25 protein-coding genes are annotated in these 22,586 nt (G+C 65.2%); 8 read left to right on the top strand and 17 right to left on the bottom strand.

From position 1 onward, the window contains the following. Nucleotides 1-102: 102 nt before the first annotated feature. Nucleotides 103-405 (bottom strand): SDR family oxidoreductase, encoded by a 303-nt coding sequence (locus NS1_RS05250; protein ID WP_062982132.1) that lies wholly within the window; start codon nucleotides 403-405, stop codon nucleotides 103-105. A 126-nt stretch (nucleotides 406-531) separates the two neighbouring features. Beyond that, nucleotides 532-1,644, bottom strand: a complete 1,113-nt coding sequence (locus NS1_RS05245; RefSeq protein WP_062982130.1) for a GGDEF domain-containing protein — start codon at nucleotides 1,642-1,644, stop codon at nucleotides 532-534. A gap of 175 nt (nucleotides 1,645-1,819) precedes the next feature. Between NS1_RS05245 and NS1_RS05240 the strand changes: the two genes are divergently transcribed. Genes NS1_RS05240 through NS1_RS05230 form a run of 3 tightly spaced genes read left to right on the top strand, consistent with a single transcriptional unit; the run spans nucleotide 1,820 to nucleotide 4,530 of the window. Next, nucleotides 1,820-2,428 carry a TetR/AcrR family transcriptional regulator gene (locus NS1_RS05240; RefSeq protein WP_062982128.1) on the top strand — a complete coding sequence of 203 codons (609 nt, stop codon included), beginning with the start codon at nucleotides 1,820-1,822 and terminating at the stop codon, nucleotides 2,426-2,428. Between the two features lie 48 nt (nucleotides 2,429-2,476). Continuing rightward, on the top strand, nucleotides 2,477-3,640 hold the full coding sequence (locus tag NS1_RS05235; protein WP_084503512.1) for an oxygenase MpaB family protein: 1,164 nt from the start codon (nucleotides 2,477-2,479) through the stop codon (nucleotides 3,638-3,640). A gap of 53 nt (nucleotides 3,641-3,693) precedes the next feature. Next, nucleotides 3,694-4,530, top strand: a complete 837-nt coding sequence (locus NS1_RS05230) for an LLM class F420-dependent oxidoreductase (protein WP_062982124.1) — start codon at nucleotides 3,694-3,696, stop codon at nucleotides 4,528-4,530. A gap of 68 nt (nucleotides 4,531-4,598) precedes the next feature. Here the strand turns inward: NS1_RS05230 and NS1_RS38845 are convergent, their stop codons facing one another. The 8 genes from NS1_RS38845 to NS1_RS05195 all read right to left on the bottom strand — a co-directional run bounded on the left by NS1_RS38845 (nucleotide 4,599) and on the right by NS1_RS05195 (nucleotide 10,594). Then, nucleotides 4,599-4,757: a zinc-binding dehydrogenase gene (locus tag NS1_RS38845; RefSeq protein WP_255284429.1), complete on the bottom strand. Its 159-nt coding sequence runs from the start codon at nucleotides 4,755-4,757 to the stop codon at nucleotides 4,599-4,601. 274 nt (nucleotides 4,758-5,031) lie between these two features. Continuing rightward, nucleotides 5,032-5,253 carry a hypothetical protein gene (locus NS1_RS39860; protein WP_157125102.1) on the bottom strand — a complete coding sequence of 74 codons (222 nt, stop codon included), beginning with the start codon at nucleotides 5,251-5,253 and terminating at the stop codon, nucleotides 5,032-5,034. A gap of 548 nt (nucleotides 5,254-5,801) precedes the next feature. Continuing rightward, nucleotides 5,802-6,260: a TolB family protein gene (locus NS1_RS05220; protein ID WP_062982120.1), complete on the bottom strand. Its 459-nt coding sequence runs from the start codon at nucleotides 6,258-6,260 to the stop codon at nucleotides 5,802-5,804. 345 nt (nucleotides 6,261-6,605) lie between these two features. Then, entirely contained in the window at nucleotides 6,606-6,893 is a 288-nt protein-coding gene (locus tag NS1_RS05215; RefSeq protein WP_062982119.1) for a hypothetical protein, read from the bottom strand. Between the two features lie 152 nt (nucleotides 6,894-7,045). Further along, a complete protein-coding gene (locus tag NS1_RS05210; RefSeq protein ID WP_062982116.1) occupies nucleotides 7,046-7,939 on the bottom strand; it encodes an ADP-ribosylglycohydrolase family protein in 894 nt (297 codons plus the stop codon). A gap of 138 nt (nucleotides 7,940-8,077) precedes the next feature. Next, nucleotides 8,078-8,425, bottom strand: a complete 348-nt coding sequence (locus tag NS1_RS05205; RefSeq protein ID WP_062982114.1) for a hypothetical protein — start codon at nucleotides 8,423-8,425, stop codon at nucleotides 8,078-8,080. Between the two features lie 371 nt (nucleotides 8,426-8,796). After that, nucleotides 8,797-9,714: an alpha/beta hydrolase gene (locus NS1_RS05200; RefSeq protein WP_062982112.1), complete on the bottom strand. Its 918-nt coding sequence runs from the start codon at nucleotides 9,712-9,714 to the stop codon at nucleotides 8,797-8,799. A 49-nt stretch (nucleotides 9,715-9,763) separates the two neighbouring features. Further along, complete coding sequence (locus NS1_RS05195; RefSeq protein ID WP_062982109.1) at nucleotides 9,764-10,594, bottom strand: helix-turn-helix transcriptional regulator; 831 nt, start codon at nucleotides 10,592-10,594, stop codon at nucleotides 9,764-9,766. A 143-nt stretch (nucleotides 10,595-10,737) separates the two neighbouring features. On the opposite strand from NS1_RS05195, the gene NS1_RS05190 reads away from it, so the two are divergent. Beyond that, nucleotides 10,738-11,628 carry an NmrA/HSCARG family protein gene (locus NS1_RS05190; RefSeq protein ID WP_062982362.1) on the top strand — a complete coding sequence of 297 codons (891 nt, stop codon included), beginning with the start codon at nucleotides 10,738-10,740 and terminating at the stop codon, nucleotides 11,626-11,628. Nucleotides 11,629-11,702: 74 nt separating this feature from the next. Here the strand turns inward: NS1_RS05190 and NS1_RS05185 are convergent, their stop codons facing one another. From NS1_RS05185 to NS1_RS05165, 5 genes are all read right to left on the bottom strand, one after another. Beyond that, nucleotides 11,703-12,461, bottom strand: coding sequence for a MerR family transcriptional regulator (locus NS1_RS05185; protein ID WP_062982107.1), 759 nt, complete (start codon nucleotides 12,459-12,461; stop codon nucleotides 11,703-11,705). 104 nt (nucleotides 12,462-12,565) lie between these two features. Continuing rightward, a complete protein-coding gene (locus NS1_RS05180) occupies nucleotides 12,566-14,086 on the bottom strand; it encodes a flavin-containing monooxygenase (RefSeq protein WP_084503509.1) in 1,521 nt (506 codons plus the stop codon). Then, nucleotides 14,083-15,003 carry a ferritin family protein gene (locus NS1_RS05175; protein WP_062982358.1) on the bottom strand — a complete coding sequence of 307 codons (921 nt, stop codon included), beginning with the start codon at nucleotides 15,001-15,003 and terminating at the stop codon, nucleotides 14,083-14,085. Before NS1_RS05175 ends, NS1_RS05180 begins: the two co-directional genes overlap by 4 nt. Nucleotide 15,004: 1 nt before the next feature. Beyond that, on the bottom strand, nucleotides 15,005-15,901 hold the full coding sequence (locus NS1_RS05170; RefSeq protein ID WP_084503507.1) for an SDR family NAD(P)-dependent oxidoreductase: 897 nt from the start codon (nucleotides 15,899-15,901) through the stop codon (nucleotides 15,005-15,007). Between the two features lie 2 nt (nucleotides 15,902-15,903). Beyond that, the gene (locus tag NS1_RS05165; protein WP_255284428.1) at nucleotides 15,904-16,746 is read right to left on the bottom strand and encodes an alpha/beta hydrolase; all 843 of its coding nucleotides are present in this window, start codon (nucleotides 16,744-16,746) and stop codon (nucleotides 15,904-15,906) included. 274 nt (nucleotides 16,747-17,020) lie between these two features. On the opposite strand from NS1_RS05165, the gene NS1_RS05160 reads away from it, so the two are divergent. Then, the gene (locus NS1_RS05160) at nucleotides 17,021-18,064 is read left to right on the top strand and encodes a ferredoxin--NADP reductase (protein ID WP_062982104.1); all 1,044 of its coding nucleotides are present in this window, start codon (nucleotides 17,021-17,023) and stop codon (nucleotides 18,062-18,064) included. A 32-nt stretch (nucleotides 18,065-18,096) separates the two neighbouring features. Here the strand turns inward: NS1_RS05160 and NS1_RS05155 are convergent, their stop codons facing one another. Then, the gene (locus NS1_RS05155; RefSeq protein WP_169812745.1) at nucleotides 18,097-19,014 is read right to left on the bottom strand and encodes a DAPG hydrolase family protein; all 918 of its coding nucleotides are present in this window, start codon (nucleotides 19,012-19,014) and stop codon (nucleotides 18,097-18,099) included. A gap of 126 nt (nucleotides 19,015-19,140) precedes the next feature. Between NS1_RS05155 and NS1_RS05150 the strand changes: the two genes are divergently transcribed. Then, nucleotides 19,141-20,040 (top strand): fumarylacetoacetate hydrolase family protein, encoded by a 900-nt coding sequence (locus NS1_RS05150; RefSeq protein WP_062982102.1) that lies wholly within the window; start codon nucleotides 19,141-19,143, stop codon nucleotides 20,038-20,040. A gap of 30 nt (nucleotides 20,041-20,070) precedes the next feature. Here the strand turns inward: NS1_RS05150 and NS1_RS05145 are convergent, their stop codons facing one another. Next, nucleotides 20,071-20,544 carry a MarR family winged helix-turn-helix transcriptional regulator gene (locus NS1_RS05145; protein ID WP_062982101.1) on the bottom strand — a complete coding sequence of 158 codons (474 nt, stop codon included), beginning with the start codon at nucleotides 20,542-20,544 and terminating at the stop codon, nucleotides 20,071-20,073. Between the two features lie 143 nt (nucleotides 20,545-20,687). Here NS1_RS05145 and NS1_RS05140 point away from each other — a divergent pair, with 143 nt between their 5' ends. Continuing rightward, on the top strand, nucleotides 20,688-21,545 hold the full coding sequence (locus tag NS1_RS05140; RefSeq protein ID WP_157125100.1) for a dioxygenase family protein: 858 nt from the start codon (nucleotides 20,688-20,690) through the stop codon (nucleotides 21,543-21,545). 78 nt (nucleotides 21,546-21,623) lie between these two features. After that, nucleotides 21,624-22,559, top strand: a complete 936-nt coding sequence (locus NS1_RS05135) for an NADP-dependent oxidoreductase (protein WP_062982096.1) — start codon at nucleotides 21,624-21,626, stop codon at nucleotides 22,557-22,559. Nucleotides 22,560-22,586: the final 27 nt, after the last annotated feature.

The following is a 22,586-nucleotide window of genomic DNA, read 5'->3' as shown; positions in this document are numbered from 1 at the left end:
CAGAGTTTTTTGTGCATGGTTGCCCTCCCGGTGACAATCACAGCACAGCGCCCGAGTCGATGGAACCGTGTGGCCGAGATCGGCGTCAGCGAGCAGCCTCGTTCAGAACGACTGCCCAGGTAGCGGCAATATGCCGAGGTTGGCATCGAGGCCGCCATCGACGACGAGGGTCGTGCCGGTGATGTATCCGGCGGCGGGCGAGGCGAGAAACCAGATCGCCTCGGCCTGTTCTCGGGGCTCTGCGAATCGTCCGAGCGGAATCCGGCGCTCGATCGCGGCGAGCAGCGCCGGGTCCTGCTGGACCCCTGCGGTGACACCGGTGCGGGTGAGCCCGGAGGCGATGGCATTGATCCGAACGCCCTGGGCCGCATAGTCGATCGCGACCGCGCGGACCAGATTGATCAACGCGCCTTTGGACGCGCGTCGTAGGCCCAGTTCCCTGCATCGCCCCGCAGTCCGGCCACCGACGGGGTCAGCACCGCCGAGCCCCCGAATCGACGCAACGGCCTGTGCGCCTACGGCCGGTCGCCCTTACTTTTCGTCTCCGGGATCGGTCGTGTGGTGATGATCCAGCGGCGGGGTGAGTTCGTCGACCACGACCAGATTCCCGCCGGACTGTTTGGCCCGGTACATCGCCGCGTCGGCGGATTGCAGCAGCCGGTCCGCAGTCGGATGGGGACATCGCGCACAGGCTGTCGCGTCGAACACCGCCACCCCGACGCTGGCGGTAACCCCCACCGCGGCCTCTGCGGGTTCGGCGACCGCACAGCGCAACCGTTCGGCTTCGCCGCGCGCGGCAGCCGCGGCGGCGGGGACTGCGACCACGAACTCCTCGCCCCCCGTACGGGCCACCACCGCCGTCTCACCGGCCGCATCGCGCAACCGCCGCGCCGTCCGAACCAGGACGATGTCGCCGATGCGGTGGCCCCAGGTGTCGTTGACACTCTTGAAGCGGTCGAGATCGAAACAGATGACACAGATCGAGAGGTTGCGGTCCATCAGCAGCGGGAGTTGGTTCTCGAGGCCGCGTCGGTTCAGCAGTTCGGTCAGCGGGTCCGACAACGATTCCGTGCGCAACAGCCAATAGAGGAACTGGAACGCGGGGACCGCGATGAATACCGACGAGAGCAGCAGCGCGACCGCGACCGCCAGGTGGACGCCACCGCCGCCGGTGGCGATTCGCACCGACAACACCAGCACCGACAGCAACGACCAGGCCGAATGCACGGCCAGCGCCCGGGTGTTGTGGAAAAAGCTCAGATAGCTGCCGGTGCCGAGGAGTAGCACCGTGCCCATCGCCCCGAACAGCCGATCCTGCAACTGCAGGAACTCCATCGTGAACAGCACATCGGCACAGGCGATCAGCACCAGCGACTCGGTCCTGCTCGGCCAGGGCAGCAGCCACCAGCGCAGCGCCCACAGGGTTCCGGACAGCACTCCGACTGTCGACGCGACGCCGGGATGACCGGGCGGCCCCACCGGTGTTCCCGCGATCACCGCGCCCATCACCGCGATCGTCGCTCCCGCGAGGCCGATCAGCACCTTCAGCGGGAGCAGCGCCGATCGAGCCGCGAGGGTGCGCACGAGCCATCGGTAGTCGACCGGGTCCACCCACCAGGCCCGCAGCGTCTTGCTGTCATTCATCGACTCACCCTTGGTCCCGACCGCATCGCCCGCCTCGTTTCCTTGTCGAGAGCGAGAACTCCAGGAGATCCCACCAGCTGATCGGCAGTAGTCTAGGTCGGACCTGCGCATACCCGACGCGTGCGTACGTGTCACAGTAGGCGCGGACATACCGAGGCGGGCTACGTTGCAGCGCGTGACGGAAATTTCAGGAAGCGCATCCCGTGATGAACGGCGACCGGACGTCGAACGGCGGCTGATCGCGGCCGTCTCGGATCTCTGCGCTGACGGTGCGCGCTTCGCCGATCTGAGCATTTCGCGGATTGTCAGGGCGGCGGCGATCGGACGTGCGACGTTCTATCTGTACTTTCCGGATCGCTCGGCGTTCTCGCTGCGCCTTGTCGATCACGTTCGCGCGGAGTTGGCCGGGAGTGTCGCAGCAGTGTGGCGAGCCGCCGGGGATCGCGGCGCGTTGGAAGCGGCCCTCGCCGATTTCGTCGAGATATTCGCGCGCGAGTACCCGTTGATCACCGCGGTCATGGATGCGGCTGTCACTGATGCCCAGGTAGCCGGGCGTATGGAGGACAACGTGCAAGCGTTCATCGCCGAATCCGCTCGCACTATCGAACTCGCTCAACAGCGGGAAACTGTTCGCGGCGATCTGCCTGCCGTCGAGACCGCCTCGGCACTGGTCTGGATGGTGGAGCGCACCTGCTCCCGAATGATCGGTGGCAGCGATGAGCAGGAACGTGCGCGCCTGACCCGAGCGCTGACGACCATTATCTGGCACAGCCTCCATGCGTGAGTATTTGAGGTTGGACAGCGTGTCTAACCCCTGTTAACGGCGTAGTGCATGACGACCACGCGCTTTCTGAACCGAGACCTCGCGCACAGCCGTTTCGATCCTCGTCTCGTGCGGCGGTTGGAACAGGGTCTCGAAGAGGCGGACTCGCTCGCCGACGCGGTGGTCGCTTCCTTCGGCTCGAGTCCGCAACACTCGTTCCGCGCCGTCAACGCGTGGCTCGACGGTGAAACCGGTGTTCCGGACAGTCTCGCGACCATGCTGGAGCCGATCGCCGAGCTCCCTGATTGGCTCGATGAGGACGCGCTCGAGCGGGGTTCGACGGCGTTGTGGCGCAATGGGATCCTGTGGATCGGGCTAAGTTTCAACTGCGCGGCCCTGGCGGCCGGATATCAATCGGGGGCAGGGGTCAAACCACTCACCTTCACCGGCGAATTGAACTACCGGTCTCGCCGACGAATGCAGGAGACCGGACGGTGGTTTCTCGCGGCGACGTCACCCGGGGCATTGCGACGAAACGGCGAAGGCTTTCGGGAGACCGTGCGCGTCCGATTCATGCATGCCGGCGTGCGAAAGCGCATTCTTCAGTCCGGCGAATGGAATCAGGAGGCGTGGGGGGTGCCGATCAACCTCACCGATACCGCCTACGGCGTGTCGGGGGAATTCTCGACGATTCCGCTGGCCGCTATGCGCGACGCGGGAGTGCACTTCACCGAGCGCGACCTCGATGACATCCAACATATGTGGCGCTATATCGGCTACCTGCTCGGCGTACCCGACGACCTGCTGCCCTACAACGCGGCACGTGCCAGGGAAATCATCGCGATCAAAGACCTCACGGACACACCCGCCGACGCGGATTCGCGACAGCTGGTGAAGGCGTTGATCGAAAATGGTTTCGACCCGGCTACCGTGCTGCCGAAGTCGATGATCGGCATCGGCACCCGCCCTCTCGTCGCGACGCTGTACGCACTGACCCGGCGATGGGCCGGCGAGGATGTGGCCGACAGTCTCGGCTTGCCGAACACGAGTCTGAAGTACCTACCGACGCTCCTGCGACCCGCGGTGCGGGCGGGCGAGGTCGCGCGGCGATGGGGCCTGCGCGACGAACAGAGACTGGCCAGCCGGACCCGGGCGAGCTTTCGAGAGCTGCTCGACGACGCCCGAGCACCATCGACCGTCGCCGCCGAAGCCGTTGTGCAAGCTGCCTTGTGAAACGTCGGTGTCGGTCTCGGAATAGTCGGGAGGAGGCCCGCGTTGCCTTCGGCATGACCGGTGATGATCTCGGAAAATTCGGTGTGTGGCGGCATTACAAGGGGTCCACCCCAGCGGCGGCCCGCGAGATCGAAGAATTGGGATACAGCGCGTTGTGGCTCGGCGGTTCGCCGCCCGCTGATCTGCCGGTGACCGAATCGCTGCTGGAAGCGACGGAGTCGCTGACTGTCGGTACCAGCATCGTGAACATCTGGACGGCACCGGCGGACATCGTCGCCGAATCTTTTCACCGGATCGACCAGCGATTTCCTGGCCGCTTCCTGCTCGGCATCGGGGTCGGCCATCGGGAGGCCAACGGCACGGAGGCGATCAAGCTGTATGACGCGCTCGTGGCCTACCTGGACGAACTCGACGCGGCGGGTGTGCCGAAGGAGCGCAGGGCATTGGCGGCGCTCGGCCCCCGCGTCCTGAAACTCGCCCGAGACCGGACCGCGGGCGCTCTGCCCTACCTCGCCCCGCCGACACACACCACGATCGCCCGCGAAACCCTTGGTGGGAGCGCGTTACTCGTCGCGGAGCAGAAGGTGGTCCTGGACGATGATGTGGCGCGGGCGCGTGAGATTGCCAGGGGCACGCTGTCGATGTATCTGGGTTTGGTGAATTATCTGGGCAATCTGCGCCGCTTGGGATTCTCCGAGGAGGACATCACCAAGCCCGGCAGCGACAGGCTCGTCGATGCTCTCGCCGTCCACGGCACACCCACCGAGGTAGCAGCCGGACTGGTGGCGCACCTGGACGCGGGCGCCGATCATGTCGCGATCCAGCCGTTGAACGAGGACTACCTCGCGGCACTACGCGCGCTGGCCGCGGTGCTGCCCTTCGAGCAATGAAGTAGCAGAACGGTCAGCCACTGAGGCGCTGACCGCGCAGCGCCGCAAGCGCACTCGGCCACGGCAGGTCAGATGGTGGCGACGATTTTGCCGGTGTGATGTCCCTGTTCCAAGTATTTGTGGGCAGCGACAATGTCGTCGAGGGTGAACGCGGTGTCGATGGTGGGCCGCAGTGCGCCGGTGCGGATGCCTGCGGTCAGAAATGCGGCGATACGGCGCACGACCACCGGATCGAGGGTGTTCGAAGCTCATGCACCGGGTCATGGTGATCGGGTCGGCGGGATACGGCGCCGGCCGGGGGTCCAGCCAGCCGACGGTGACCAGTCGGCCACCCGCGCTGTCGCGCTCGCGCACCGTGTTCTACACCCACCGTAGCGGCTGCCTCACGTGAACTGCGCGACGACCTCAAACGCCTGCACAGCCGAGTCAATAGCTGTATCGACCAGCACGTGGACACCCAGCCCCGTCCACGGCCGATGCCCGACTACATCGAGCTGGTCGTCATCGACGAGTCCGAACGCCTCTCCGCCACCTCTCACCGGCGAAGAGCTCACCTTCGTCCTGAACCGGCACTGGCACAAACTCGGCCTCGAACTCGACCCCGACAACTTCACCGACGCCCAAGCCGTGACTGCGGTCGCCCGCATAACCGGCGGCAATTTCCGTCTCCTGCAACGATTGTTCGCTCAGATCCACCGCATTCTGAAGATCAACGAACTCCATACCATCACTGCCGACGTCGTTAGACCGCCCGCTGCACACTGGTCATTGGCGCCACCTGAGAGTGAGAACACCGCTATCTACCGCTGCGAGTCACCTGGCCCGCGCCGCATGGCGTCAGACGTGTCGAGAAACCGTGTCCAGCAGGAGAGGTGTCCGACAGGTCGGGCTGACCGCTTGTCGGACAGCCTCCCGGGAGGATGATCGCTCATCGGCATGAGCGGACGTTCAGAAGCCGACAACTCAGCCTAGAACAGGACCAGGTCTTGCGTGGTTCGGCCCATGGGGTGATTGACACGGCGGTGACACAACAGGGGCAGTTTCGGGCGGACAGAGGCAGACATGAGCACCCCGTTTTGCCTCACAACCGGACCCCCGAATACATCCCCGTCCTGGCTTAATGTGCCTCCGGAGCAGACGCGCGCCCAGCGGCATGTGCGTGCGTTCAGCCGACCACGGCCTGACTGGTCGGAACGGCCCGGCAAGCGGGTGTGCGTGCAGCTCAGCCAGCTTGGTCGAGCGACCGATCGCGTCCGAGAGGGAATGGCCACTCATGAATCGGGATTGCCGCCCCAGCTTGCCGCTCGCGCGGGCTGATTCGGTTCGGTGAGGCGGCGCGGATCGCTGCCGTCGGGGTTCATCACCCAGATCTCGGCGCCGGTCATCACCTTTGCCGAATTTTGGGTCCAGCGGGTGACGAGCAGGTGGGTGCCGTCGGGGGAGAACGCCGGAAGGGTCGTGGAATAATAGGGGTCGGGCGAGGGAAGTGCTGTGCCCTCGCCGGTGAGGGGGCGGATATTGCCGCCGTCGGCATCCATCAGATAGGTCTCGGTCCGGTTATGGCCGCGTCGTCCGCTGGCGAAGACGATCCCGGATCCATCCGAAGTGAAGGCCGGAGTGATCGCATCCTCGAGCAGCGCGCGCAGCTCTGTGCCGTCGGAATTCATCACATACACCGACGGGCCGGAGGGTCCTCCGTTGTCGGTGAACGCGATCTTCGACGGATGCATCGACGATCCAGACTTCGTGACCGGTGCCGGAGTCGGTACTACCCGGTCTCCGCTTCACAGCCCGTCAGCAGGCCCACCGACACGACGATGGCGGTCATGGCCTGTGGGGTCCGGCGTCTTCGATAAAGCCTGTCACTCAATGTATTTCACCTTCAAAGACGCACACGCGGTGCGTCGACGACGTGCTCGGCGAACCGGGGACCAGCGCGTCGAGATCGAGGTTCGGTGTCGGCCGCGGGCGAGAAGCTGACGGATCGACACACGCTGAAATCGGCAGATGAGGACGTACTCGACCTCGCGATATGCGGTAATACCGTGCGTTCATTCAGCGATCCGCGCGGGTATTCAGTCGAACACCACACCGCGTAGCCGAGCCGTGTACTGGGCAGCTCTCTCCATTGCGTCGCTGGCCGCGTCCAGCTCGATGAGTACTTCGTCCAGCACTTCCCGCGCCCCGGCGACACAGTAGCCCGGAGTAGTCAAAGCGCCCGCACCAACGGTGTCGATGATCAGCCCCGACTCGGGGAGAACCGCATACCCATCAGACAATTCCGCGACCGCGCGGCGCAGCTCACCCAACTGAGCCAACAACTGCCCGCGCTCACCCTCGAGCTCGATCGGATCCTTCGCCATGGGCTCCAGTCTGCATCAGGATGTCGGCGCCGTCGTTCTGGAATCTGCGACGACGGTAGATGAAACGCCCTCGATTCGGCATTACCGTGCGTTGGGTTGAGTATCTGGCTGGCCGGACGAACCGCGCGGGTCGCGGGAACTCCAGCGTGCGCTCAGGCGAGCGGTACAGCCGCGGTTGCCCATTCAGGTAGCAGCTCGCAACGCGCGAACCATTCAGGCGGCACGCCGTCGATGACGGGGCCGGCACCGATAATTCCGCCGATGATTGCGCAGGTGGTGTCGCTGTCACCACCTGCGGAGGCGGCTGTCCAGCACGAGTCGGCGAAGTCATGGCCGTGGTGAGCCGCGACCCAGAGACAGAACGGGACGGTATCGAGCGCGGAGGTGTCGTGTCCGACTCCTAATTCCACAGCTGCAGTGACAGCATCGCGAACATCCTGGGCATTGGTGATCTTGTCTCGGACCGGGCCGGATGGCGTCCAGGCGGCGACCGTTTCGAGAAACTGACTACGGCGTAGCTGCGGTTGCGCCGAGAACAGGGCAGCAGCGACAGCTACCGCGACCGCACCGGCTACAGCATCGGGGTGGGTATGAGTGACTACCGCTGAAGCTGTCGCCTCGTCGACGACCCGGTCCAGGTCGTCAGCGAACCACGCACCCAGCGGCGCTACCCGCATCGAGGCACCATTGCCCCAGGACCCCCGCCCCTCACGTGCCTGTTGAGCGAGTTCACGCCAGTGATAGCCCTTTTGGCGCATGAGCCGCAGGATCCGGCTGGTTCCGGGCCCGTATCGGCGATAGATGTCGTAATGCTCAGCGAAGGAACCGGCCAGCACCCCCTGATCGATGCGACCGTGGGCACTGAGCACAGCGAAGATCGAGCACGCCATCTGCGTATCGTCGGTCCACAACCACGGCCCGGGCAACAGGGTTCGCGATCGCAACGCGCCATGATTGATCGCGTCGTCGAAACATGCCCCGAACGCGTCCCCTACCGCCAAACCACGCAACGAGGACAGTGCCCGCGCCTGTCCATCAGGGTTCATCCAGCCAGTCTGACAGTCGCTGCGACTACCGGACCGAATCCGATGTTGCCCGCACGTACATAGACCACAGTCGGATCTACTGCCGCTGCGGTCTCTGGCCAGCACTGTCAAGGCGGCAAATCGAAATAGGCGTCTGGCTCAGACGCTGGGCGGCCGAGAGTTTGTCGGATCGAGAATATCCAGAAGCACTTCGAAGACGAAAGGTACGTGGTCGGGGCCGCCGGTGAACCAGTCCGCTGTGCTGACCGTTGCGAGGTCGTCGTCGATGTCCTCGATTGTGCACCGGATGCTTGTCGGGCACGGATAGGGCGACGTTGGAAGAAGCTCCCCACCGAAGTAGACGCTCTTGCCGACCAGTTGATGAGGTCGGCCGTGTGCATCTAGCAATTCGACGAGAACGATGCCCGGTTGTGGGTCGTCCGTAAGCCAATAAACGGCGACGGCGGGCAGTTCGCAGCCATCGCCCTGTCTCAGTCTCGCTACCACAGCGGTACCGTATCTATGCGAAGCCCGGCTGGCTGCCCATGATGCTCACGTCATCGGCATTTCAGGATCCTCAGATCGACTCGGTGGTAGCGATGTGGTTGAAGACCGGTCGGACGGGCGAGGTGACGTTGTCGTCTCCCGTGCTCGGGTTCGAGGAGTATGAACTATCAGCTCACTCCAGCGGGTCGTACCACCTCCGCACTCCTTATAGCTGGAGCTGCTAACGATCCGCTGGCGTGTAACCGCGCCCTCAGTCGCTGCGAGCGGTCATCCGCCGCGAGGCTCTGGGGGTACGTCGACAGTGCAGAGCACAGGTAACCAGGACATCGTCTAGCGGCGTTCTGCGGTCAGTCCAAGGGCTCGGGCCCATATCAGCGTGCAGGACTGAGATGACTTCCGAGCCAAGTGTGGATGTCGTCGATTGCGGCGCGCGCCATCGGGGTCGGGTGTCCGGTGAACCCATGGGGCGAATCGGGGTAGATGCGGAGATCGACCTCTGCCCCCGAGGCTGATAGTCGAGCGGCCATAGCCAGGTTGTCCTGCAGCAGGATGTCGAAATCGCCGACGACCATGAGGATCGGGGGCAGGTTGGAGAGCTCGGCGTAGATCGGGGAAAGGTCGGGGTCGGTTCGATCTGACGCCGTACCGGCGTACGTTTCGAGGAAGTATTCGTCTGCGATCAGACGTCCGGCCGGTGTCTGTGCGCTCAGGTCGTAGGTTCCGAATTGCAGCACGGCACAGTCGAATGCGGTGACCCCCTGGTCACGCAGGCGCAGCAGCGTCGTCATCGCCAGCGTTGCGCCGGCCGAGAACCCGCCGACAGCGAGCTTTGCCGTACCGAAGCGGTGCCCGGCATTCTCGATCAGCCATCGCGCGGCGGTTTCGCAATCGTCCGGCGCAGCGGGCCACGGATGTTCGGGCGCGAGCCGATATTCGACGCTCACGACAGCGAGGCCGAGAGTGTCCGCGAGTCTGCGGTTGCGGACATCGCTGTCGGCAGCCGATCCCATGTAGAAGCCGCCCCCGTGGATCTCCAAGAACACACCGTTCACCGCTCCGCTCACGGGTGTGTGGATCCGCAGTGGGACACGGCGTCCGTCGACAACCACAAGCTCTTCGACGGGCGGTGGATTCACTGGGGCAGGATCTGCGGCACTGGATCGGACTGCGCGAAGCTCCTCCAAACAATTCGGACCTCGTCCGGCCGAGCGTTTTTCGTAGAAGGCGCGTGACTCGTCGGCAAGAAGCCGCAGGCGAGGATCGATCAGATCGGCCAGTCCGAGTCGCATGGAACCGATCGTATGGGAGAGATCGCGATCTGTACCGGCTCGTCGAACGTCACGTGTTCAGGTAGGTGTGGACGCGTTCGCGGTCGTCGTCGGTTGCCGGAAGTTGGACGACGAGTAGCAGTTCCGGGTTCTCGACCAGCCGCAGTTGGAATAGTTCCAGGTCGATCGGCCCTGCCTCGGGGTGGTCGATGCTGATGATGGTCGGCTTGAAGTCCTGTATCGGATACTCCGACCACCAGGTGCGGAATTCCGGGCTGGCGGCGCTCAATTCGGTCACCACTTGGGTCAGGCGTGGGTCACCCGGACTGTTGCCGAGCAGAACTCGGAACTGGCTGATGATCGCCCGGGCGGCGGCTTCCCAGCGGCGCATCATGGCGCGGTTACGTTCGTCGGTGTACATCCACCACAGCAGATTCCGGTGCTCGGGCGCCAGCGCGGCCGGGTCGGCGCGGATCCGGCTGAACGCACTGTTCCACACGACGAAATCCAACCGCGCATCGTGCACCACCGCCGGGGTCGGATACGTCGCGTCGACCAACCGTTGCAAACGCGTGATCTCATCCCCTGCCTGATATTTCACCACCGGATCGGCGAGCCCAGCGAGCCTCCGCAACTGCCTGTGCTGGACAGGCTCCAGACGCAACGCCCGCGCCAGCGCGTCCACTACCTGCGGGCTGGCCGCGATCTTGCGGCCTTGCTCCAGCCACGTGTACCAAGTGAGACTCACCCCGGCCAACTCGGCAACCTCTTCACGACGCAGCCCCGGGGTGCGCCTCCGGCCTGGGATCAGATCCTCAGGCAGACCGACATCGGCGGGTTGCAAGCGGGAGCGGTGTGCCTTGAGGAAATCGGCGAGTTCGGCGCGGTGCTTGTCGATCATCAGGTGGTTCCCTCACCGGGTCAATCAGTGAACATTGCTGTTCTGGGTAGCAGTATTCGTACCAGGACCAGCGTCGCTGGGCGATCTAGCGTCGATATCAGCAGGTGATCGACGACATCACCGACGACGAGGAAGCAGTTACCATGAGTAGCAACGAATTCCGGCCAATTCTGGTCATCGGCGCCACGGGTCGTCAGGGGAGTGCGACCGTGCGTCAGCTGCTGGCGCAGAGGCGTCCGGTCCGTGCGTTCGTCCGCGATCCCGCGGCTCCGGCGGCTCAGCGGTTGGCGGCGGCCGGCGCGGAGCTGGTCATCGGTGATCTCGACGATCCGGCCGCGGTGAAGTCCGCGCTGGACGGCGCTTACGGTGTCTTCCTCATGCTGACCATGATGGAAGGGGTTCACATCACCGAGGCGGGGCTGGCTGCCGAGCGGCGACGCGGCGAGCTCGTGGTCGATCTGGCGCGTGCGGCCGGTGTCGAGCATCTGGTCTACAGCTCGCTGCGCGGCGCCGGGCTCGGCACGAAGGTCACCTATTACAAGGTGAAGGAACACCTCGAGGCCTACATCGCGGACAGCGGGGTGCCCGCCACGGTGTTGCGGCCTACCTTCTTCATGGACAACTTCGACACCTTGAACCGGCCCGCCGTCGGTGACGACGGCACCCTGATCGTCAACCTGGCTGTGCGGGAAGACATTCCGCTGTCGCTGATCGCGGTGGAGGACATCGCGGCGTTCGCGGCGATCGCCTTCGCCCGGCCGGTGGACTACCTCGGTGCCACGGTGTCGCTGGCGGGCGACCGGCTCACCGCGCCGGAGATCGCCTCGGCCTTCGGCGCGGTGAGCGGGCGACCGGCCCGGAGCAATCGGCTGTCGATCGAGATGGTGCGAGCTTTCGATGAACATGTTGCCGAGATGTTCGAGGCGTTCGACACCGTACCGGATCTCGGCATCGACATCGACGAGCTGCGCCGTCTCCGTCCGGAGCTGCTGGACTTCCCGGGATGGCTCGCGCGCAGCGGGTGGAAGTCCTGACAATTCGATGAGCGAACGCATTCAGCTGCGGTCGGTATGCGGCGATCGCGTGGAGGAAGGCGGTGGACGAGGAGCTATTCCGGGTCCGCGGCAGAGCGGCTCTCGGCGGTGGTGGCGAGGTATTCGCCCAATTCCTGGGTCAACGTGCGGTCGAGCGCTTGGACGAGACTGTGCTGCACGGCGGCAACGGCAACGTCACGCAGGTGATTGATCATGGTGGTGGTTTCGGCGATCTCGGCGTCGGTGGTCGGTAGCCAGCCGGGGCCGTGCAGTTCGACGAGATGGTCGCGGGTGACGGTGAACATCTGGTGGGCGATGTCGTCGAGGCGGTCCTGGACCACTGCCTGCAGGTCGGCGAGGCGGCGGAGGTCGAACTTGTACTCGCGCAGGTCGGCGAAGGTCTCGAGCAGGAGCGGATCGGTGAATTCCACCATGTCGCCGCGGACTCGGAGCACCCCGAGCTCGCTGAGACGAGTCAGCATCGTCGGGTCGTTCGCCTCGGCGCCGAGGAAGGTCGCGACCAGTTCGAGGGGGACCTCGAGTGAGGCGTCGACCGGGTCGGGGGTCGCCGTACGCGGCAAACCGAGGACATCGACGAGATCCTTGCCGGTTTCCCAGCTGGTGATGAAGTCGGCGATGTGCGCGGTGGTGAAGCCGCGTTGCAGCAGCGCGTCGATGAGTTTCAGGCGCTCGAGGTGGGTGTCGTCGTAGATCAGGGCGCGCCCGGCGCGGGCGGTCGGCACCGGGAGCAGTCCGCGCTCTTGATACGAGCGCACGTTGCGGGCGGTGGTTCCTGCGGCGCGGGCGAGATCATCGATGCGGTACTCCGACACCCGTCTCGTCTCCTGTTCGTCTCGCGGCCACCGAGCAGGCACCGGCTGTGTCCATGTCCCCGGGATGCGTCCTCGGGGACATGGACACAGGGATCGTTGTCACCCTAGCCGAGCGGGACCACGGCATGGTCGCTGGTTCCGATCACCGATTCCCCGTCGGCGGGGGTGAACAGGAAGTCGTCGGGGTCGACGACAGCCAATTGCTGAACGTACTGGGTGCCGAAGCCGGGAAACATCGTCGCGTTGAAGCCGTCCTCGGTGAGATACCAACTGCGGCAGCCGGAATTCCACGTCGTCGCCGTCAGGCGCTGCTGTAGCTGCTCGTTGTACCGGTCCTGTCTATCGCGCCGCACTTCGAGGGTGCGCAGATTCTGCGTCAGGATCATGCCGATGGCGTCGGTCAGGTAGTCGATCTGCGCTTCCATGTACACCAGCGCCGAATTGTGGCCGGGTCCCGAATTCGGTCCGAACGTGAGGAACAGGTTCGGGTATCCGGCCACGGCGACACTCTTGAACGCGTAGGCCCCCTTGCTCCATTCGTCAGCGAGGACCCGTCCGTCGCGGCCGGTCACCGGGATCGGGCTGCCGGTCTTGGAAACCTCGAATCCGGTGGCGAAGACGATGGCGTCGAAACGGTGCTCGATACCCTCGGCGGTGCGGATGCCGTGTTCGCTGATGCGGGCGATCGGCCAGGTGACCAGGGTGCAGTTGTCCTTCTGCAGTGCCGGGTAGTAGTCGCTGGTCATCAGCAGCCGCTTGCAGCCGGCGCGGAATCCCGGGGTGAGCTGGCGGCGCAACCACGGGTCGCGCACCTGGGAACGCAGGTGCAGCTTGGCCACCGATTCCACGACCCGGGTCAGCGGCGTGTTCCAGACGACCCCGAGCGCCACCGACTCATGCCCCCAGAACCAGCCTCGGCGGGCGAGGGACTGGGTGACCGGCAGCCGACGATACATCTGCTTGGTTCGTTGGCTGGTCGGTCGGTTGACCCGGGGTAGCACCCACCCCGGAGTCCGCTGGAATACCTTGACCGCCGCGGCACGACGTACGAGTTCGGGAACGATCTGCACGGCACTCGCGCCGGTGCCGACCACCGCGACCCGCTTACCGGTGAAGTCGTAGTCGTGATCCCAGCGCGCGCTGTGGATCTTGTGCCCCTGGTAGTCCTCGATCCCGGGAATACTGGGAAGACTGGCATTGGACAATGGTCCAGAGGCGATGACGATCGTGCGCGCCTGCACTGCGCGCTTACGCCCTGCCATGGCGATGGTCCACAGGCCGCTCACCTCGTCGAAGGTGGTTCCGGTGACGTTGTGCCCGAACCTGATCCGGGGCCGCAGGTCGAATTCGTCGACCATCGACTCGATGTAGTCGAGTATCTCGGAACTGCCGGAGTAGGTGTGCGACCAGTCGGGATTGGGCGCGAAGCTGTAGGAGTACAACCGCGAGGGAATGTCACACGCGGCGCCGGGATAGGTGTTGTCGCGCCAGGTTCCGCCCACCTGTGACCCGCGTTCGAAAATCGCGAAGTCGGTGATCCCTTTCTGGCGCAACCGAATCGCGGTACCGATCCCCGCGAAACCCGCGCCGATGATGGCCACATCCAGCGGCTCGGCGGCGCTCACGCGACCGGCTCGTAGGTCAGTTCCTTGGACCAGGTCGGCTGCGGTCCGAGGAAGCGGTCGGGAACACGTGCGGTCAGTTTCACCAGCGCGTCGGCGAGCAGGTGGTAAGGGTGATCGCGGTTGATCACCCAATTCGCGTGCATCTTGACGATGCGGTACATCGGTACGCGGTTAGCGATCGGATTACGTTCACCGACAGCCCTGAAGCGTCGCATAGCCGCGTACAGGCGTTCCTCGTCCACGCCCATGTCGACGACATTGTCGCGCATCTTGTTCAACAGCGGCACATAGCTCAGAACGCCTATGAGGAACGAGGGCTTGGCCCAGCCGCCGACCAGGTCGATGAGCAGTTTGCGGGCGGGGGAGTGGCCGAGCAGTTCCATGACCGCGTAGTCGGTGGCCAGGTGCCGGGATTCGTCGGCATTGATCTTCTTGAACGCGTCCTGCGCGACCGGGTCGGTGACCTCGTCGGTGATGAATTTGATCAGCGCGCCGTCGAGCGCGACCTCGAGCATCGGAATGACCGTGCCGAGGAAGGAAAGCGACATGCCGTCGGCGTGCTTGTCGAGGAAGTCGATCACCAGTTTGACGTTGATATTCGGTTCCGGGATCTCGTCGCCGTCGAGCATTCCCCAGCGGCGCATCAGCGCCAGTTCGGCGTTGGCGTGGCGCTGTTCTTCGGCGTGGAAGTAGCGGTAGATCTCGCGCAAGGTCTCGGTGGGCGCCTTTTGCGCCATGGCGGCGAATCCGCGGGCGCCGACGTTTTCTATCCACATCAGATCGGCCATGAACGGCTTCAGTTTGGCGTGCAACGCGGGGTCGACGAGTTCGGCGCCCGGTGCGTCCCAGTCGATATCGGCCAGTGCCCACTGTCGAGCCTTGATCTTGGCCAGCATGTCGTCGAAGTCGAAGGACATCTCAGACTCCTGTCTTCTCGGTGTCGGTCGTGACGGGCTTCGGGTTCGAATCGGCTTGCGGGAGAAGGCGATTGAGGGCGCCGAGGCCGCGGGTATAGAGGGTGGGGAATTGCCGCTTGAGCAGCCAGATCAGCCGAGCGTCGAGCTGGGGCAACACATAGAGCCGGCCTCGGTCGTTGGCATCGAGGGTCATCCGGGCGACACGCTCGGGGGAGTAGCCGGTCCAGCGCATCAGCGTTTCGGCCAGGTTCATCGCCGTGGTGTCGATGCGGCCGTCGCGGGCGACATTGGTCTTGACGAAGGTCGGGCACAGCACGGTGACCGCGACTCCGCTGCCGGTGAGCTCAGCGGCCAGTGTTTCCGACAGCGACATGACCGCGGCCTTGGAGACGTTGTAGGGCCCCATGGTCGGTGCGGCGGCGAAGCCCGCCGCCGACGCGACATTGATGATGCCGCCGCGTTCGGCGGCACGCAGTTGCGGGGTGAACAGCTCACAGCCGTGGACCACACCCCACAGGTTGATGCCGAGTGCCCATTGCCAGTCGTCGAGACCGATGTCGCCGACAGGGCTACCGCCGATGCCGACGCCGGCGTTGTTGATCACCAGGGTGGGTGGGCCGCCCAGGAGCAATTCGGTGTGCAGTGCCAGGCTCTCCATGTCGCCGCGGGAGGCGACATCACAGAACAGGGCATGCGCGGTCGCGCCGTGCATGCGTTCGATCAATCGCACCGTCCGCTCGGCCCGGTCTTTGTCGATATCGGCGCACACCACTTGGCCGCCGCGGGCCGCGAGCTCGAGCGCGAACGCCCGGCCGATGCCGCTGCCCGCCCCGGTGACCACGGCCTTGGCGCCATAGGATCGACGGCTGTTGCCCGGTAGATAATCCAGTATTCCCACGGTCAGCTCACTCGCTCTCGGGTCGAGGTATCGGATGCCGCCAGTGCGTCGGCGATGAAACGGGCCGCTCGGCGCAGCGCCGGTGCGGCCTCTGGCACCAACAGCGGCAGGGCCTGGAACACGTGGACCTGTCCGGGCCACAGCTCGAGTTCGCAGGAGCCGCCGGCCGCAGTCACCATCTCGCGCAGGTGCACGGCATCGCCGACCAGCATTTCCGTGTCACTGGCCTGCACGAACAGCGGCGGCAGCGCCGTGCCGGGCGGGATTGTCAGCCGCAGTCGCGGCGAGTCGGCCGGTTCCTGCGCCATGTACAGTTCGGCAGCGCTGCGGCCTACGCGCGCCGAGGCCATGGCTTCGGCGCCGTGGCGCTGATGGTGCTCGGCCAACCTGAACGAAAGATCGATCAGCGGCGAGAACAGCACGGCACCGGCGGGCTGCGGGATGGTGGTCCTGGCGTTGTCCAGCAGGAGGTCCACCGTCAGATGGCCACCGGCGGAGTCAGCCGCGATGAGCACATCCGTTGCGCGATAACCGTTTCCGAGCAGCCACCGATACCCGGCTGCGACATCGTCGGCCGCGGCCGGGAACCGGTGCTCCGGCGCGAGCCGGTAGTCGATCACGAATACCGGCAACCCGGTCTCCCGTGACAGCCGGGCCGCCAGACCGCGGTGCGTCCGCGCCGAGCAGAGCACGTATCCGCTTCCGTGGACGAAATAGATTGCCCGGTCGCCGAATTCGACATCCGCGGCCCGAACCCATTCTCCGCGCACCGCACCGGACCGCACGGGCGTGACCCGGGTTCCCCTAGGGGGCGGTCCGCCCACGGCCATGATCGCGGCTGTCACCGTTCTGGCCGCGGCTATGCCGAGTCGATTGTGTGGAAGCGCGCAGTTGATAGGACGCAGCACGTGGTGGCCCGCTGTCAGTGCCAGTCGCGATCGTCGTGAAGGTGGCACCGCCACCACATTCGCCAACCGTGAGGTCGCCGTTGACCTTGTTGTTGTCATGGCCCCCAGTGTCATCAGCTTATGTGCCATTTGTCAATGGCGCATTTGTGGTCCACACTGTGGCTGCAGGGGCGCCGAGACTCGATACCCGCCACGAGGGAGTAGCACGACGATGTCAGCCACAGGGCTCGAACAGCACATCTACCAGGTGAAAGTCCGCGATGTCATCCGGGAGACAGCGGATGCGGTGTCGTTGACGCTGGATGCGGTGGCGGGTCCGGAAACCCCGTTCGACTACCAGCCGGGACAGTTCCTGACACTGCGGGTGCCATGCCCGAACGGGTCGCTCGCTCGCTGCTACTCATTGTCGAGTTCGCCGCATCTACTGGCCCGCCCGACCATCACGGTCAAACGTGTCCCTGACGGCCGCGCATCCAACTGGATCTTCGACAATGCCTCGCCCGGAACGGTTTTCGACGTTCTCGCGCCGACTGGCAGCTTCGTTCCGCGGGACTGGACCGCGCCGTTCCTGCTGGTGGCCGCGGGAAGCGGAATCACCCCGATCATGTCCATCCTGCGGACTGCCCTTGCCCTGCACCACAATCCGATCACGGTGGCCTACGCGAACCGCACTGCCGAGTCCGTCATCTTCATTCGCGAACTCGATGCGCTGGCCCGATGCCACCCCGATCGTCTCACCCTCACGCACTGGCTGGAATCGGAATCCGGCCGCCCCACCGAGGTCGCGCTACGGTCCTGGCTCATCGCACCCGTGGAGTCACACGCCTACCTCTGTGGTCCGGCGCCCTTCATGGCGGCAGCTCGCGGCGCACTGGTCGACAACGGCCTTGCCGCGCAGCATATTCACGCCGAGACCTTCCTGTCGCTGACCATCGATGCTTTCAGCCCACCCACTCGGGTGGTCTGCGACAGTGCGTCGAGCTCGACAGCGACGGTCGAACTCGACGATGAGATCCATTCCATCACCTGGCCGACTGACGCCGTGCTCCTCGATGTGCTGCTCGCTCGCGGATTGGACGCGCCCTATGTGTGCCGCGAGGGAACCTGCGGCGGCTGCGCGTACACCCTGCGCCGAGGCGAGGTCCACCTGCGTGAAAACCACACCCTCGACGAGCACGATCTGGCTCGCGGTACCCGACTCGCCTGTCAGTCACTGCCGCGAAGCGAAATTCTCGACGTCGCATTCGACCTATGACCCGGGCTCGAAGGGGTCGCGCTCACTCGGCGTCAGCGGGCGAACTCCTGGTAGAGCTGCGGCAGAAATCCGGCCAGATGATTCATCTCCTGACCGCAGTGCAGGAGTAGTTCGCGGGCGAGGTCGACATCGAGGAGGAGGTCTCGGGGGTCGACGGCAGGCCCGCGTTCGATTGCTTGTGCGGCCTGGGACAGGTCGGGTTGGTGGAGGCCGTGCATATTGAGGTAGAAGCGACTGCGCATCTCGCATCCCGCGGGTGTCGGCCTCACCTGGTGCGCCAGCCATCCGAGGTCGACCGGTGCGACGATGCTGCCGACCCGTCCGAGAATGATCGTGTGCTGATCGGGGACGTGGAAGCCATGGGCGCGTGGATCGGTGAAGGCAATCGCCAGTTGCTGGAGTTTCGGGCCGATGTACTCGTCGACGTAGGCGATGTTGCCGATGTACTTCTCGCGGTCGGGGATGCGTTCCGCCGACCGGTCTCGGGCGATGGCGCAGTAGAGGTGCGCGTCGGGGTGCCAGAGTTTGTAGCGCGCGGATTCGACGGTGTGCCAGGCGAACCACCAGTCCCACATGGCGGCGGTGACGCCCCGCATCTCGGTATGTACCGCGACCCAGATCGCGCCGGATGCGGTTGTGCCGTAGCCGGTTTCCACCGCGGCGACACCGTGCGGTGAGAGGTCCGTCGGAAGTGCGGAGAACTCGGGAATCTGCTCTGGTGGTGTCGGGCCGCCGAGATAGGCCGCAGCCACCGACGGCAGAACGGGAGCAGTGTGCGTGGCCATGAATTTCGCGTACGGTTCGGCGCGGTCCTCGGCGGAGTATCCACGGTATCGAACGTTCGGATCGGCGGCGGCGGAGACCGGGAGACCGGACAGTGCCAAACCTGCGCCGACGATCGCCGCCAACTGGATCGCACCGCGCCTGTTGGGTTTCGGTTGACTCGGCATCCGTCGACCCTATGGTCACGGAGAACGGGTACCGAGGCCTTGGATCAGGTCTGTGAAGTACCACAACTTGCGGAGGTGGCATCGGTGCCGAGCCGACCTTCGGCCACAGCGAACAGAGGATCGTCGATGAAGTTGCGTCGTGTTCGGACCGAGGACGGTTTGCAGACACAGTCTTTCCGTGATGGGCAGTGGTCTGCGCATCACGAACCGATGGTGGGCACGGTCTTCAGTGATCAGTGGGAGCTCGGCGTCGCTGACGGGCACCTGCGGGAGTCCGAGCTGTTGCTGCCGTTCAACCCGGCCTCATTTCGGGACTTCATGTTGTTCGAGCAACGCAATATCGACGCCAGCCGCGGTCTGGTGCGCCGATTCCATCCGACGCAGTACCGGTTGGCCGCCGCGGTAGAACGGCTGAGCGGTCGGAGTTTTCCGCTGTTCAAGCCGAAGCCGTTGTTCTATCAGCAGCCGATCTACTACATGGGAAACCATCTGACATTCGTTCCGTCGGGTACCCCGATCTGCGCACCGGCCTACTCGTCGGCATTGGATTACGAACTCGAGATCGGATTCGTTCTCGCTGAGCCGTTGTACTGTGCGACGCCGGAGCAGGCCGCCGCCGCGATCGGCGCGTTCGTCCTGCTCAACGACTTCAGCGCGCGAGACATTCAACGAGCCGAGATGGCCAGCGGATTCGGGCCACAGAAATCCAAGCATTTCGCCAGTTCGATGTCGGCGACAGCCGTGACCGCGGACGAAATCCTGTCCCGCATCGACAATCTCACCGGGTCGGTCAGAATCAACGGAGACACCGTCGAGACGGTGTCGAGCGCCGGGATGCGATGGAGCCTCGGTGAAGTCCTCGCCCACGCTTCCCGCAGCGAACATCTCTATCCCGGAGAGTTGTTCGGAACCGGCACGCTGCCCGGCCGCAGCGGTATGGAAACCGGCCACTGGCTCGAACCGGGAGACGTCCTCACCTTGACTCTCGACGATATCGGCGAGGTCGAACACCTCATCACCGGCTGATAGGTATCCGCTACGGCGAATCCCACCCGCTCAACCCTGTTCGAGTTCCCCGCGCACGGTCGCGGCGATGCGGGTGAGTGCGGTCCCGAGGTTGCGGCGCTGAGCGGTGGTCAGCGGATCGAATACGAGCCGCTTCACGTGCGCGACGTGCTCCGGGGCGGTCTCGGCGAGCTTCCGGCGGCCGCCGTCGGTGAGGGTGGCGAAGGTGTATCGGCCGTCGCTCGGGTCGGGTCGGCGGGTGACCCAGTCGCGGGCTTCGAAGCGGTCCATCGCTTTCGACAAGCGGGGCTGGGTGCTGTCGCAGACCCGGGCGAGGTCGCTCAGACGCATCGTGTCGTCGTCAGCCATGGACAGTTGGGCGAGCACCCCGTACTCGAAGTTGGAGATGCTCGCGTCGCGTTGTAGCTGGCGGTCGAGAGCTGCCGGCAGGGCGATGACGACCGTCAGCAGTGCCTGCCACAGCTCCTGTTGTTCGTCATCGAGCCAGGGTGAGGGGGTGTTCATGCGCTCATGGTACTTGCCTGGGAAACCTTGACTTGCCTGGGCAAGTCAAGGTGCGCTACATTTTGACTTGCCTAGGAAAGTAAAAACACTTCCTCGGGCAAGCTGAGGAGCTGATTTCGATGACTACGAGCCGAGGGCCTTCCATGAACGACCGAGCTTCCAACAGGCCCGCCGCGGCCTACGCGGATCTCCTCGCTCGCGTTGTGCCACAGGCGCGCGACCAACGCCTGTGGAGTCCGGCCGATGGGCCACTGCCGAGCCTGTTCGTCAGCCACGGCGCCCCGTTCACCCTCGACGATCCGCAATGGCTCGGCGACCTCTACGCCTGGGCTCGATCGATGCCCAAACCCCGTGCGATCGTGGTCGTTTCGGCTCACTGGGAACGGGCACCGGCCGCGATCACCGCAGCCGCGGCAGGCACCCCGCTCTACTACGACTTCAGCGGCTTCGACCCCCACTACAAGACCCTTCCCTACGCGACCCCGGACGCCACCGACCTCGCTCGCCGACTCGCTGGTCTACTGGGCTCCACGCCCGTGCACGAGTTCGCCGACCGCGGCCTGGACCACGGCGCGTTCATCCCGCTCATGGCCATGTATCCCGCAGCCGACGTCCCGGTCGTGCAGCTGTCGATGCCCAGCCTCGACCCCCGCGCGCTTCTCGAACTCGGCGCACGTCTGCGGCCGCTGCGCGAAGAAGGTGTCCTCGTACTCGGCTCGGGCTTCATGACGCACAGCTTCGCCGTCTTCCGCCGACCGGAGCTCGTCACCGAGACAACAGCTTTCGACGAATGGGCAACCGATGCTCTCGCTCGCGGCGACGTCGATGCCCTCGCCGATTACCGCGTGAAGGCACCCGGGGCCGCCGTCGCCCACCCGACGGCCGAACACTTCGTCCCGCTGCTGCTCACTGTGGGTGCCGCTACCGACCCCGCCAGCGCGGTGAGCGCCATCGACCGTCTGGTCATGGGCAACTCCATCCGCTCGGTCCAACTGACCTGAGCCGGAACGACTTTCCCCTTCCCACTCGATCGCCTCATCTCGGGGCGACGACATCGAAACACCCCGGAGGACAGTTCCATGAAGGCAATCCGTTTCCACGAGTTCGGCGCCAGTGAAGTCCTGCGTTACGAAGACGTCGACCGTCCAGTTCCCGCGCTCGGGCAGGTGCTCGTGCAGGTCGAGGCCACTTCGTTCAACCCGGTCGACGATCACATCCGCGCCGGCCATCTGGCGGAGATGATTCCGATCGCGCTGCCCTATGTACCGGGCATCGACCTGGCAGGCACCGTCGTCGAACTCGGTGCGGACGTGACGAGCTGGGCAGTCGGCGACCGGGTCGTGGCGATGCTGCCCCTCGACTCCGCTGGCGGCGCAGCCGAATTCGCGCTGGTCCCCGCCGAGTCCCTGGCCACGGCACCGCAGACGATCGAGTTGGTCGACGCCGCGGCGCTGCCGCTGACCGGCCTCGCGGCCTGGCAGTTGGCATTCGAGCTCGCCGAGCTGAAACCGGGTCAGACGGTCCTGGTCAACGGGGCGGCGGGTGCGGTGGGCAGTCTCGTGGTGCAGCTCGCCGTCGATGCGGGAGCGCAGGTGACCGCGGTGGACGCGCCGGAACACGCCGACCGGCTCCGCGGCTACGGCGCGGTCCGGGTCGAAGGCCCCCTCGATCTCGCCGACGGTCCGGACGCGGTGGGTGGTCCGTTCCAGGTCGTGGTGAACCACGTCCGGGTTTCCCCTGAGGAACTCGCACAACTGACGAACTATGTCGCCGACGGCGGGATCGCCACAAGCTCGGCAGGCCCGATTCCCGAGGACACTGCCCGCGGGGTCCGCAGCGAGAGCCTGTGGGTCCGCAGCGACGGAGCGCAGCTGAGCGAGCTGGTCGCCAAGGTGGACGCAGGCAAGCTCCACCTCCACATCGCCGAACGCCGCACGGTGGCAGAGCTGGCCGACGTGCACGCGGACGCAGGCGAAGGCCGCCTGACCGGAAAGACCGTCCTGCTCGCCCCCTGATCATCGTCATCCGAGGTGAGGTGCGCA

This window comes from Nocardia salmonicida NBRC 13393 (assembly GCF_001613085.1).
In the GTDB taxonomy this organism is placed as follows: domain Bacteria; phylum Actinomycetota; class Actinomycetes; order Mycobacteriales; family Mycobacteriaceae; genus Nocardia; species Nocardia salmonicida.
Note: the sequence above shows the minus strand (reverse complement) of the source record. Positions and strands in the feature narration are given on the sequence as shown.

Bases quoted from the DNA above. Each gene is read 5' to 3' on its own strand.
- NS1_RS05245 (WP_062982130.1), bottom strand. From the start codon at position 1,644: ATGAATGACAGCAAGACGCTGCGGGCCTGGTGGGTGGACCCGGTCGAC.
- NS1_RS05235 (WP_084503512.1), top strand. From the start codon at position 2,477: ATGACGACCACGCGCTTTCTGAACCGAGACCTCGCGCACAGCCGTTTC.
- NS1_RS05230 (WP_062982124.1), top strand. From the start codon at position 3,694: ATGACCGGTGATGATCTCGGAAAATTCGGTGTGTGGCGGCATTACAAG.
- NS1_RS39860 (WP_157125102.1), bottom strand. From the start codon at position 5,253: ATGGAGTTCGTTGATCTTCAGAATGCGGTGGATCTGAGCGAACAATCG.
- NS1_RS05220 (WP_062982120.1), bottom strand. From the start codon at position 6,260: ATGCATCCGTCGAAGATCGCGTTCACCGACAACGGAGGACCCTCCGGC.
- NS1_RS05215 (WP_062982119.1), bottom strand. From the start codon at position 6,893: ATGGCGAAGGATCCGATCGAGCTCGAGGGTGAGCGCGGGCAGTTGTTG.
- NS1_RS05210 (WP_062982116.1), bottom strand. From the start codon at position 7,939: ATGAACCCTGATGGACAGGCGCGGGCACTGTCCTCGTTGCGTGGTTTG.
- NS1_RS05200 (WP_062982112.1), bottom strand. From the start codon at position 9,714: ATGCGACTCGGACTGGCCGATCTGATCGATCCTCGCCTGCGGCTTCTT.
- NS1_RS05195 (WP_062982109.1), bottom strand. From the start codon at position 10,594: ATGATCGACAAGCACCGCGCCGAACTCGCCGATTTCCTCAAGGCACAC.
- NS1_RS05190 (WP_062982362.1), top strand. From the start codon at position 10,738: ATGAGTAGCAACGAATTCCGGCCAATTCTGGTCATCGGCGCCACGGGT.
- NS1_RS05175 (WP_062982358.1), bottom strand. From the start codon at position 15,003: ATGTCCTTCGACTTCGACGACATGCTGGCCAAGATCAAGGCTCGACAG.
- NS1_RS05160 (WP_062982104.1), top strand. From the start codon at position 17,021: ATGTCAGCCACAGGGCTCGAACAGCACATCTACCAGGTGAAAGTCCGC.
- NS1_RS05155 (WP_169812745.1), bottom strand. From the start codon at position 19,014: ATGCCGAGTCAACCGAAACCCAACAGGCGCGGTGCGATCCAGTTGGCG.
- NS1_RS05150 (WP_062982102.1), top strand. From the start codon at position 19,141: ATGAAGTTGCGTCGTGTTCGGACCGAGGACGGTTTGCAGACACAGTCT.
- NS1_RS05145 (WP_062982101.1), bottom strand. From the start codon at position 20,544: ATGAACACCCCCTCACCCTGGCTCGATGACGAACAACAGGAGCTGTGG.
- NS1_RS05140 (WP_157125100.1), top strand. From the start codon at position 20,688: ATGAACGACCGAGCTTCCAACAGGCCCGCCGCGGCCTACGCGGATCTC.
- NS1_RS05135 (WP_062982096.1), top strand. From the start codon at position 21,624: ATGAAGGCAATCCGTTTCCACGAGTTCGGCGCCAGTGAAGTCCTGCGT.